The sequence below is a fragment of the Thioclava sp. SK-1 genome (assembly GCF_001705665.1).
Lineage (GTDB): Bacteria > Pseudomonadota > Alphaproteobacteria > Rhodobacterales > Rhodobacteraceae > Thioclava.
The window spans coordinates 1-13,898 of sequence record NZ_MDHA01000035.1 but is presented as its reverse complement, the minus strand read 5'-3'; the positions used below and the strand labels follow the sequence as shown (position 1 = coordinate 13,898).

The window sequence follows — 13,898 nt, the reverse complement described above, 5'->3', positions numbered from 1 at the left end:
AGCTCTAGCCGCGAAAGACGCATCGGCCCAGATTTTTCTGTCCCCCCGATCCAGCCAGAGGCAACCTGTTCCCCATTTGCCATAGCCGCCACACCATCCGCAAAGAAGAACAAAACTCGGCTCCGACCAACCAATAAAAATCCCGAAACACTGTTGCTGAGCGCTGTATCAATGCCACTTATGGTATCGAAGGCACTGTGATGCAGCGTTGCCAGCTGGTTAAAAATCACATCTGGCGCGACCGATTCCACAGCCATCGTGATCGGATAGGCGGCGGCAAGCCCGGCAAAGACCTCAATGCTTTGCGTCGGCAAAGTATGGGTGCCGTTCAATCCGATCAGACTGTTGATAGCGCCCAATATCGGGAAGGCGGCATCCAATGGCGTGATGGAGCCTAAGGGTGCGGCACTATCGGCAGTCTCGCGCACAATAGGTTCCACCGCCAATGCAGGCTCTCCGTCGGTTTCGACGGTCGAGGCAGGGCTGGGTAGTGATGGCTCGGGCAGGTCCGCGACCGCTACAACAGGTAGATAGGCCGCTGTTACCGTGGTCGCGGGGCTGAGATTGCCCTGCGCATCAGCGACAGTATAGCTGATTGGTGTGGGAGCGCCTGTGAAGAATGGTTGCGGCGTGAAGGTGATCGCGCCGGTTGCGGGATCGATGCTCCAGGTACCTTGACCCGCCACCACCAAGGGTTGGCCCGGTGCATCCGTACCGGCGATCTGCACCGTTGCCGGATCCACGGCATCGCCCGCAGTGTCATTGGCCAAGACATCGACAGTTACTGCATTTCCGGGACGTGTTGTTTCGGAGACGTCGTCTTGGGTCAATGGGGTATAGTCGATGGTCAGGCGGGTCGGCGTGATCGCATTGCCCTGAGCATCGGCAGCTGTATAGGTAATCGCAGCCGGGTCTGTAGTTACCCCATCCAGCGGCGTGAAAGTGATGGCGCCGGTTGTGGGATCGATGCTCCAGGTGCCCTGGTTTGCAACGACCAAGGGTTCGCCGGGCGCATCCGTGCCGATGATCTGCACCGTGCTCGGATCAATAGCATCGCCCGAAGTATCATTGGCCAAAATGTCTACTGTGACACGGCCCGGCGCGGCAGGTGCGGAGGTGTCGTCTTGTGCCAGCGGCACATAATCCACAGCCAATTGTGTCGGATCAGAGCGATACCCCTCGTCATCCGCGACAGTATAGGCGATAGGCGTTGGATCCCCATTGAAGCCATCTTGCGGGGTGAAAGTGATCGTGCCATCGGTGGTGTTTACGCTCCATCGGCCTTCGCCGGAGACGATCAGGGATTGCCCCGGCGCGTTAGTTCCAACGATCTGCAGCGATTGCGCGATGACGACATCGCCGCTTTGATCATTGGCCAGGACGTCAACGGTAACGGGCAGGCCATTTTGCGCCGGCGCTGAGACATCAGCCTGTGTCACCGGCGCAGGATCCACACTCAGCGACAATTGCGCCGTGCTGGTATCCCCGGAGTTGTCAAAGACCGCATAGGTGATCGGATCGACCGTGCCGCTAAAACTTGCATTGGATGTGAAACTAAGCGTGGCGGCCAGTGCGGGGGACAACACTTCGCCTGCGATCAGCGCGCGGCTGCCCGCGCCGTCGCGCACCTGTAAGATACCTTGAGCAGGGTTGGGCAGGCTGTCAATCCGCAGCCCGGCCAGACCGTCGCCCAGATCATCATTGGCTGTAAGGTTCAGTACCACAGCCCGTCCCTGTTCTGCCAAAACGGTATCGTCCGTCGCATCTGGGGCAGGATCGATCGACACTGCTATCTGCGCGTTGACCTGATCACCAGACCCATCGGTGACTGTATAGGTGATCGGATCGACTACACCGGTATATCCGGCCACAGGGGTGAAGCGCAGGGTTGCGGCTTGTGCGGTGCTAAGACCCGAAACCGTTGTGTTTTCGGCCAAGGTGATGCGGCTGTTGGGATCTGTCGCATCGATCAGGTAGGAAAGCTGACCTTGTGAGGCCGTGGGTGCGGTGATCGCCAAAGTTGCCACGCCATCGCCCAGATCAGGATCGTTGGCAAGCGGGTCAAGATCGGCAAATCCATCCTCGGACACGGTGACCGTATCTGGTTCCAGATCGGGGCTGGCGTCAATCGTCAGGCGCAACTGGGCACTCGCGGTATCGCCGTTGGCATCGGTCAGGCTGTAGGTGATGGGCGCGATAGGCCCGTCAAAATTGCGGCTAGGTGTGAAGACCAGCGTCGCGGCCTCGTCTTGGGTCAGTGAGGCGCCGGGTCTGACTGTTTCGATCACACCGGCTTGCGTGCGATAGTGCAGCACGCCTGCCGCGGCATCTGGCAGCGTATCAAAACGTAAGGTGGCAGGGCCATCGCCCAGATCGTCATTGCTCAAAAGATCCAGTGGGGTTGGCACGTCCTCTGCAATAGTGATCGCATCGCCCACGGGATCTGGCACTGCGTCAACGTCAATCGCCACCGAAGCAGTTGTTGTCTGCGAAACTCCGTTTGGATCGGTAAGATCGGTAAAGGCATAGGTGAAGGGGGTGACCGTCCCGGCATAATCTGTGGCCGGGGTGAAGGTCAGGCTTGCGGCTTCGGATTGTGTCAACTCATCAGCGGTGGTTAGGGCCACCGGCGCAGTCGTTCCGTCAGGAATATACTGCACAACACCTTGTGCGGCAGGCGGCAAATTGGTGAAGCGCAGGCTGCCAAATCCTGTGCCCAGATCATCATTGGCCGTGACTGGGATCGCCAGAACCGTATCTTCATCCATGCTGTAGCTGTCGTCTGCGGCGACAGGTCGCGGATCCACCAGTATCATTACGCGCGATGTTTCTTGTGTCGCACCTCCTGCCGCCGACGCGGTGACGGTATAGTCAAACGGGACGACCGCACCCGTGACCCCGTCCGCTGGGATAAATTGCAATGTCGCCGCCTCTGATAAGGTCAGCACTGTACCCTGTGTGGCGACGCGCTCTGTCCCTGCTGCATCACGATAGGTTATTTCACCCTGCGCTGCATCGGGGAGCGTGCCCAGCGTCAAGGTGCTGGCCGGGTCGACCACCGTGTCATTGTCCAGAATATTTAGATCAAGCGGGGTGTTTTCTGTGGCGGTCAGATCGTCATCCGCGCTGTCCGTCTGTGCATTCACAAAGAGAGACAGCGTTGCTTGATCTGTGTCGCCATCCAGGTCGGCGACCTCATAGCTTAGGGCGCCCAGCTGGCCAAAGAATGTGGCATTGGGGATGAAGATCAGGCTGCGCGCTTCTGCCTCGTTCAGTGGGGTGCCTGCCACCACGTCGGTCAGGGCACCAGTGCCATTGGTGCGATATCGTAACACCCCTTCTGCGGCTGCTGGCACAGACCCAAGTGTGATCGTATCAATGCCATTGCCGAAATCGCTGTCATTGGCCAACAGATCAACGGCAATCGTCTCACCCGGACCTGCTACCGCAGTGTCATCAACCAGATCAGGCACGCCATCAACAATCAGGCGCAAAGTCGCGTTGCCAGAGCTGCCATCCAGATCGGTCAATGTGTAGGTGATCGGCGGCACCGTGCCGTTGAATGTGTCCTGTGGGGTGAAAATCAAACTTGCAGCCTGCGCCGGAGTAAGCGCTACGCCCGCATTTACCAATTGCACGTTACCCGCGCCATCGGTGTAGCTAAGCACACCGGCATCTGTCGGCGGCAATGTGTTGATTGTAATGTCGCGCAACCCGTCACCGGTGTCATCCACACCCGCACCATTATCGGCCAGAAGGTCGATCGTGACCGGCGTTTGTTCGGGCGTCGTGATTACATCATCGGCGGCATCGGGGACCGCATCAATTTCAATCGTGAATTGTGCCGTATCGGTGTCACCAGATTGGTCGCTCACGCTATAGCTGATAGCGGGCACTGTGCCACTGGCATCGGCCGCTGGGGTAAAGAGCACTGTCGCGGCCTGGGTGGCCGTTAAGGCCGCGCCAGCGACGACGGTCTGCACATTCCCCGCATCATCGGTATAGGTCAACATGCCAAGCGCCGGGTCAGGCAGGCTTGCGATTGTCAGGCTTTGCACTGTGTCGCCGGTGTCATCATTGCCTGTCAGGCGCAACAACAGTGGCGTATCTTCGGCGGTGAAAAGCACATCATCGACCAGATCGGGTGCGGGATCAATGCTCAGCGTGGCGCTGCCATCGGCCGTGTCACCGTTTGCGTCGGTAATGCGATAGGTGATCGGATCGACCGGTCCGGCATAATCTTGTATTGGCGTAAAGGTTAGCGTGGCGATTTGCGCCGGTGTTAGGGTTTGTGGTGGATTGGCCGGATCCACCGGCACAATCGTGCCTGTGCCATCGTCATAGCTTAGAACACCTTGCGTTGTGGGTGGCACGGAGGTGAGCGCGATCTGCGCCGGACCATCACCCAGATCATCATTGGCGGCCAAGTCAACGCGCAACGGTTGATCTTCTGCGACGCTATAGCTGTCTGCCACGGGCTCTGGCAGGCCATTTACGGTGATCGTAACATCGGCTTGTGCGACATCGCCGTCGGTATCGGTGACAGTGTAACTAAATGGGTCGATCGGGCCGAAATAATCGCTGTGCGGCGTCAAAGTCAGTGTGGCGGCTTCCGCTGCTGACAGCGAGACACCCGCAACCACAGGCTGACGCGCTCCGGCCCCATCTACATAGGTCAGCGTGGCTTGTGATGGATCTGGCAGATTATCAATCGTTAGCGTTTGCACGCCATCGCCCAGATCGTCATTGGCGGTCAGGTTCAAAATAAGGTCACTGTCCTCATCCACCGTCAACACATCATCGACCAGATCAGGGTTGGCGTTGATCTCCACCGTGGTGGTGGCTTGCGATACATCCCCGTCTTGATCGGTCAGTGTATATAGGGCTGTCACCAACCCAGTAGCATCCGCGGCGGGAGCGAAGGTCAGTGTTGCCGCTTGTGCCGCGCTCAACACATCACCCGCAGCAACAGATTGCACCGCGCCAAGCCCATCTGTGTAGCGTATCACACCCTGTGTGGCGGCATCAGGAACCGTGTCAAACCGCACCGTAGCCGGGCCATCGCCCTGGTCATCATTGGCAAGAATGGGCAGTGCCACTGCTGTATCTTCTTCCGTGGCAATCAGGTCATTTTCGGCCTCGGGCAAACCATCCACCGTCAGGGTAATCGTCGCCGGATCAGAATTCCCGCCCGGATCATCGATCTGATATGTGATTGGATCCACTGGCCCTTGGAAATCTATCTGCGGGGTAAAAACCAGCGTCGTGAATTCCGCAGTAGTGATTGTGCCGCCTGTTGCCAGGCTTTGCTGGGCGCCGCCGGCATCTGTATAGCTGAGCGTGCCTTGCCCCGGCGCCGGGCCTGCCAGTACCGTCACTGTGGCTGCGGGGCCGCCGGGGTCATCATTGGCCAATGGGTCCAGCGCAATCGGCGTGTTCTCCGGGGTTTCGCGCAGATCATTCTGGGCTGCGACCGCCGCCGCAATAGACAAGGTGACCGTTGTGCTGTCGCTATCGCCGTTCACATCGGTAACGCTATAGCCAAATATATCAACCGCACCGTTGAAGTCGCCCGTGGGGGTAAAGATCAGCGTCTGCGCTTGCGCAGGGGTTAAAGCCGTGCCTGCGACCACATCAACACGGTTGCCCGCGCCCGTGTCATAGCTAAGCACACCTTGGCTGGCGGGCGGCACGCTGTCGATGGTGACGCTGCCGATCCCGCTGCCGAAATCGATGTCATTATCCAAAAGATTCAGCGCAAGCGCAGTTGCCTCTTGCCCGGCGATGGTATCGGCCAGCAAGTCCGGTGTCGGATCAATATTGATCGTCAGATGTCCGGTGCCGCTGTCCCCGTCAACGTCGGTGATATGATAGGTCAACGGCCCAGCACTTCCGAAACTATCGTTGGCCGGAATAAACGCCAATGTCGCCGCCTCAGCCGGCGTCAGAATTTGCCCGGCGGTGACATTTTGTTCTGCACCGCCGGCATCTTGATAAACCAGCACGCCCTGTGCCGGATCCGGCAACTGCGTCATCGTGACCGAGGCAAGCCCATCAGCCAAATCGTCATTCGCGGTCAGATCAATGGCAACGCGCGTGTCTTCTTTGGTCGTAATGATGTCGTCTACGGGGTCCGGGATCGCATCCACGCTCAAACTGGTAGTTGCGGTGTCGCTATCGCCATCGACATCGGTGACCGTATAGGCAATCGGGTCAACCGCGCCGTCGAAATTCGCTGCTAGTGTAAAGACCAGGCTTTGTGCCTGTGCCACGGTCAAGGTGACAGGCAGGGCGGTCGGGTCCACCGTTGTCACGGTGCCGCCGTCACTATAGGTCAGCGTGCCCTGTGCCGTTGTCGGAATACCCGTCAATGTGACCGTAGATGCCGGGTCGCCCAGATCATCATTGGCCAGAATATGCAGCGGGACAGAGCCATCTTCCGCGATCTCATAGCTTTCATCAAGCAGTTCGGGTAAGCCATCGACCGTGATCGTGGCCGTCGCGCTGTCATGCAGGCCGCCGGGATCAGATATGGTAAAGTCAAAATTGGCAGGGCCGAAATAATTTGTACTTGGGGTGAATGTCACCGTGCCATCGGGGTTCAGTGTCACGTTACCATGGTTGGTTGCAATTGTTTGACCGGTGGAAATAGGCTGGCCGTCGATAGCGATCACCGATAGCTCCGCCTCAGTATTGTCGACATCCGTGGCCAAACCGGAGATCAGGTCGATCACCTGTGGTATATCTTCGGTCACGGTTACGGCGATATCTGCGGCAACAGGCGCATCGTTGACCGGAGTCACCTCAAGATCCAGCGCGCCTGCGACGGTGTCACCATTGACATCTTCAATGGTGAAGGAAATCGGAGCTAGCGCACCGGTGAAATTCGTCGCCGGCGTAAAGGTCAATGTCGCAGCTTCTTCCGGCGTCAGCACAGGATCGGCCCCGGCTGGATTGAGCACGATGACAGAGCCACCAGCATCACTATAAGACAGCGTGCCGGTTGCCGCATTGGGCAGATCTGCTGCCTCTAACGTAACGGTGGCGATGGTGCCAGGTGTTTCATTGGCCAAAGGATTGGCGATGACCGGGGTTTCTTCGGGTGTCACACGGGCGACGGTTCCACCCTCTGGCAGGGGCTCGATATAGCCGCTAACAGTGCCAGTATCAGCCGCCCCGCTGGGATCTTTGGCGGTATAGTCAAAGCTGATTGGACCGTTGTAATCTAGGTCGGGTGTAAAGGTTAGCGTGCCATCGCCATTCAGCGTGACACTCCCATTGCCGACATCGACCGTGTCGCCGACGGTAACTGCAATGCCGTTGACCGACGATACGACCAGCGAACCGGCATCTTCGACGTCGCTATCGCCTGCCAAAACATCAATGACAACGCTGTTATCTTCGTCCACCGCAAAGGTTTCATCATCGGTGACGGGCGCATCATTAACCGGTGTCACATGTACATCATAGCTGCCCGGCACAGAGTTCGTGCCTCCGGTGCCATCATCAGAGATAACGGTATAGGTTACCGGTGCTGCAATCTCACCAAAATAATTCGCCGCAGGGGTGAATGTCAGCGTTTGCGCCTCAGCCAGGCTGAGCGAGGCTCCCGCCGCCACTGGCACAACGTTTCCGCCCGCGTCAGTATAGCTGAGTGCGCCTTCAGCCGAATTGGGCACGGTACCGATTTCAATGCTTAAAATGACCGAAATGTCAGAGGGATCCATCCCTTCTGTCGGGTCGATCACGATCGGCGTATCCTCTGACGTATCGGCATGTAAATTCAGCACTTCGGGCACAGGATTGACCTCACCCGAGACGGTGGCAGTGGTTTCCATCCCGTCAGGATCAGCGATAGTATACGTGAACAGCGCTGGGCCGTTGTAATTCGTGTCCGGGTTGAAGGTTAGCGTGCCATCGGCATTAACCGTTACGCTGCCCTGAATCACGGCAACGGTATCCCCAATATTTACCGGATTGCCGTCAATTTCAGTGATCGTCAGTAAAAGCGGATCTTCGACATCGCTGTCATTGTCCAAGACATCTAATATAATCGACGTATCTTCTTGTACCAAGAACACATCATCCCCGGCGACCGGACCATCATTGACGGGGGTCACGTTGATGCCAACGGTCACCAAGGCGGTATCATTGTTCACATCAACAACTGTGACGGTGAAATCGGGTACAACGCCATTGGTATTAGCTGCCGGGCTAAAGACGATCGTGGCGGCTTCGGTGGGCGATAGGGTTGCGCCGGCTACCACCGGTTGAGCGCCACCGCCATCCACGGTGTAGCTTAACACACCATCCGACGGATCGGGCAGGGCATTTACGGTGGCACTGGCGATTTCTCCTTCGGTTTGGCCTGCCAATGGATTGATGGAAACCGGGCTGTCTTCTGCGGTCACCGCCGTAATCGTGTCATCCTCTGGCTGCGGTTCGACATAGCCGCTGATTGTGCCAGTATCGGTCAGCCCATTGCTGTCTGTGACAGTATAGCTGAAGCTGGCACTGCCGTTAAAATCCGGTGCGGGTGTGAAGGTCAACGTGCCGTTTACATTCAGCGTCACCGTGCCGTTGTCTACCGCAACGGTCCCGCCAGAGGTGATCGGCTGGCTATTTATCGCGGTAATTGTGACGGAACCATCTTCCACATCAAAGGCTGTGCCATCGCCCACGGGGTCCAGCGTAACGGCCAAATCCTCATCGGTTGCAAAGCTGTCATCCTGCGCGATGGGGGCGTCATTGACGGCTGAAATGGTCAGGTCATAGGTCACGTTGGCAGTGTCGCCGCTGCTATCGGTGATCACGGCGGTGAAATCTGTGACATCGCCATTGTAATCGGCTGTCGGTTGGAATTCGACGGTTGCGGCCTCGGCTGCGGTCAGGGGTGTATTGGTGGGCACCGGGGTCGGGCTGCCGCCCGCGGGGGTGTAATAGAGCACGCCTTCTGCGGGCAGGGGCAGGGAGGTATAGCTGACCGAGGCGACATCTGCGACATCTTGCGCGCCCAGTGGGGAGGCGGGCAGCGGGGTGTCTTCGGGCGTGGTTTGGGTGATGGTATCCGCCTCTGGCAGCGGATTGATGGTGATGGTTGCGGTGGCGGTATCGGTCAGCCCGCCGGCATCGGTGACCTCATAGACAAAGCTTGCGGGGCCGTTGTAATCGGGGGCTGGTGTGAAGGTCAGCGTGCCATTGGCCGCGACAGTGACCGTGCCAGACCCATCGGCCAGCACAATATCTTGTTGCACGCCGGGTGTGATGGCTGTGCCATCGATCTGAGTCAGACCGGGGGCGTCGCCTGCGTCGACATCGCTGTCATTGGCCAGCAGATCCAGCGTAACGGGCGTGTCCTCATCGGTTGCAAAGCTGTCATCCTGCGCGATGGGGGCGTCATTGACGGCTGAGATGGTCAGGTCATAGGTCACGTTGGCAGTGTCGCCGCTGCTATCGGTGATCACGGCGGTGAAATCTGTGACATCGCCATTGTAATCGGCTGTCGGTTGGAATTCGACGGTTGCGGCCTCGGCTGCGGTCAGGGGTGTATTGGTGGGCACCGGGGTCGGGCTGCCGCCTGCGGGGGTGTAATAGAGCACGCCTTCTGCGGGCAGGGGCAGGGAGGTATAGCTGACCGAGGCGACATCTGCGACATCTTGCGCGCCCAGTGGGGAGGCGGCCAGCGGGGTGTCCTCGGGCGTGGTTAGGGTGATGGTATCCGCCTCTGGCAGCGGATTGATGGTGATGGTTGCGGTGGCGGTATCGGTCAGCCCGCCGGCATCGGTGACCTCATAGACAAAGCTTGCGGGGCCGTTGTAATCGGTGGCTGGTGTGAAGGTCAGCGTGCCATTGGCCGCGACAGTGACCGTGCCAGACCCATCGGCCAGCACAATATCTTGTTGCACGCCGGGTGTGATGGCTGTGCCATCGATCTGAGTCAGACCGGGGGCGTCGCCTGCGTCGACATCGCTGTCATTGGCCAGCAGATCCAGCGTAACGGGCGTGTCCTCATCGGTTGCAAAGCTGTCATCCTGCGCGATGGGGGCGTCATTGACGGCTGAGATGCTTAAAGACAAGGTTGCGGTATCTGTGCCGTTATTGCCGTCAGAAACGGTGTAGGTGACGACAGGAACAGCACCGTTATAATTGGTAGCAGGAATAAATTGATAAGACCCGTCTGCGCGGATCGTAAGCTGACCTATGCCATTTAAAATCGCTTGCCCGCCGTTGACGGGATCCACGGCAACCAGATTTCCGGCCACCTGAAATTGCGTGATTGTCAGCGTGTCACTGGGAGAATCTACGTCATTGGAGAGTAACCCGTTGCCGGCATTGACATCCAGCGTGACATCTTCCGGCGTGGAATTCGTATCATCGCCTGCAATCGGCGGAGCGGTGCCATCGCGAAAGTCGAGATCGCCCGTTAATGGCACAGCGTTATTGCTTTGGCGCGCGAGCTCAGGCTCATTCGCGTTCGTGTCATTATCTGTATCCGCCAAGGTGAAATGGCTGTAGCTGCCTGCCACGGTCCCAATGTCACCGGAGATATTGTCATCATTCACGTCGAAGCCAGCATTGGTGTCGAACGTGTCATCCAAGCCATCGCGATCTGCATCCGTACCGCTTAGTGTAGTTGAAATATGGCCTGCCTCGTCAATATCATCGATGCCGTCATCGTCACTGTCGCTATCGCGGAAATCGGCCACCGTATCGCCGTCTGTATCAACAGGGGTCAGGCCGACCCCTGTTGCCCCGGTGACAAGGCCCACCGCGGTTCTATTATCGTAATTATCATCCAGCCCGTCGCCATTCACATCGACAAATGCGCCGGTTCCAACCGCACCAGAGGGGGCGATATAGCCAGCGGTTGTCTGCGCCTCAACATTGTCAGTGATGCCGTCATTGTCGCTGTCGATATCAAGGTGATCTGCCAGGCCATCACTGTCTGTATCCACCGAAGAAATCCGCACCACCCCAAAGATAAAGCCAAATTGGTCACGCGAAGCGGTGGTCAGCGTGAAATCAATTGACGCCACATCCGATGCGACACTGTAAAAGCTGTAGCCTTGGGCAATGAAGCTTGCATTTGTGTTGGTGCTGATCGTGTTGCCCACAGTGCCTGGTAGGGCCTCAGTCCCATCTAGATAAGAATATGTGTTGGTGTTGAACACATCCGAGATCGCCTCAACCGTCAGCGTTTCGGAAGAGGTCAGGTATGATGGCCCGCCTTGTTCCCCGCCAAGCCCGGCGACGCCGATCACATAGATGAATTCATCGGTGCCGTTGGACAGACTACCGGCGCTCGTGCCAAAATCCACTGCAAATGTTCGGTCCAAATCACCGACGATATCCAGATAAGGCGTGGCCAAGGATGCATCGACACCACGGATTGTGACCTCGGCTGTCGACTGTGGCGGCGAAAACAGTGCCCATTGATATTTGTTTTGATTGGTGCCGTCCAAAACAATCCGAACGCCATTATCTGGTAACGCATTGTCGCCGGGCACGGCCAGCGGCAGGAGTAGCGAGAATGGGCCAGAGCTGTTATTCAGCGCATTCGCATCCGACCCTTGCGGCGCATACATCACGGTTTCGCTGATAAGCCCTTCATCAGCGTCCAAAATACCATCGTTGTCATCATCGATATCGTCAATATTGGCCACGCCATCGCCATCATGATCTGCATTGAGCGTGACATCCGCACTGCTGATATTACCGGTCGCATCGCTGACGGTGTAGCTGAAGACCTCGGTATCCGATGCCGTGCTGGACTTTGTGACCGTCAACGGATCTTGCGCGGTGGCGCCAAAGGTGATCGTTGTGCCGGTCGTCAATGTTGCGGTGCCATTCGCGGTGAAGGGAATGAAGGTTCCGGGTACGTTAGGATCTTCAATCCCAGTGATCGATAGCTGATCACCATCAGGGTCAGTATCGGCCCCGCCACCAGAGATCACATCGACAATGGTGGGAGTTTCAGGGATGATCGCGACCTGATCGGCGTTGGCAGTTGGGGCCGGGTCAACGATAACGCCCATTTCGATGCCATCCGCACCTGCTCCCTCCACCCCGATGGCAGAAAGACGGAATTGGATTTCGGTGAATGTACCATTGACCTGAATTGACCCGGCCGCTGTGTTTTGGGTTGGATCTGGACCTGCCGCGCCGGTGCCATTCACGATCGTATCGCCTAACCGGCGTTGGAAGGATGTTGAGTTTACCTCAAGTTGGTCAACGCCAGCAACTTTGGTCAATGTCGCATCAGGGGTCACCAGCGTCCACAGTGAGCTATTGGCCTGATCACCACCTGACCCGCCCAACCGGTCAATGTTGATAATGGGATTGGCCTGTGCCTCACTGAATCGAATGGTCACCAGAAAGGTGCCATCATCGTTTGTGGACGGATCTTCGGCATCCGCAGGTGATTTATCCCAATAATAGATAAAGCCTAATGACGGATCATTTTCTGCATTATTGGCGAATGTGTTGGACAGGTTCTCAAGGTTTTGAACGCCGCTGATGCCCTCGACGGTGGCATTTCCGCTTTCATAGGCAATTTCAATAGTCGTCGTGATGCCATTCGTGGTGTTGCTTGCCGTGACCGGGCCACTGAAGTTATTGACCAAAGCGCCATTGGTCGTCCAGTTCCCGGTATTGTGCTGCGACAGGTTGCCGTCCCACTGCGTGGCGGATAAGGCTTGGGCCTCAATGTCACCGGCAGAGACTTCTAAGTCCCAGTCACCACCAAGACTAGCAGCGCCTGTCACATCGTCAGAGGCGGCGACATCAGCGCCAGTGGCCTGTGACAAAGCGGTTATTGTCGCCAAATCATCGCCGAAATCACAGCCGTAAATCAAGATATCCGCATCGCTGGACAGAGAGCCACCGATCAGGTTCAATGCTTCAGAATGTGTGCCGCTGATGGACCCGGCGTCCAATACGGCAGACCCTAAATTAAGCGCGCCTGCCTCGCCATGCGACAGGATATGCACAGCAGTGATATTGTTACGATCGCCTAGGATTGCGGCGATTTGCGCCACGCCATCACTGTCGGCGGAAAGGAAATGTACCTGCGCCCCGGCGGGTGTGGCGGCGATCAAGGCGGCTGGTTCTTTGACACCTGCATCGATGAAGACGATTTCCGATGCGCCTGTCGTGGCCACTTCAGACAAGGCACCGGCAAGGTCGGTGGCATCTGTCTCATGGGTGAACGCGTCTGTCTGCGTGTCTTGCGCGGTGTCTATCAGGTGATCGCCCAATTCAGCACCCGCTGCGGCATCGAACGCAATTCGCGGCTCTAATGCCAATGGCAAAACGGTTTCTGGCCCTGCCATCATATCAGTGGTTTGATTGGCGTGCGGTGTGCTCGTTTTGGCCATTACAGCTTGTCCTTCTACAAAACTCTTGTGACGACCGGGCAATTGCACCTGTCGACATTTTCGTTTCGGAACCACTGGCTAACGACTTGGACTGTGTAACGTTTAAAAATCCGAACACGCAATGAATGCGCCGGATGAAATCTAGTCCACTTAAAGTTGATTTTTTGTAAATGGATTTGGGATAGTTTGGCCAGTCACCAGAACGTGTTCTCCCAAAATATGCGGTCAATGACCCTTTGTGCGTAATTTGTAAGTATATGAATTTATTAGATTAAATTTCCGATCGTGGCCGTTCTAAATTAGGGTGCGCGCTTTATGCGCACACCATTGCCATCGCTTTCGTGCGGCCAGACAATGGCTCCGCCCGTTTACCGCTGTTTGTGTTATTTAGCTTTTTGTGTTTGCGATTTGGTCTCCGCGTTCGAACCATAATTGGCGCAGGGCGTTGGCCATTTCATCGATGCTTTCGCTGCCTGTAAGGTCTGAGGCATAGACATCCAACCCGACCGAGGCATAAAGGTT

The 13,898-nt window shown here is 57.1% G+C and carries 1 protein-coding gene; it reads right to left on the bottom strand.

All coding sequences use genetic code 11. The features are described 5' to 3' along the window. A partial coding sequence (locus tag BFP70_RS08605) for a tandem-95 repeat protein (RefSeq protein ID WP_141693141.1) occupies window positions 1-13,376 on the bottom strand: 13,376 nt, incomplete at its 3' end. Window positions 13,377-13,898 lie beyond the last annotated feature (522 nt).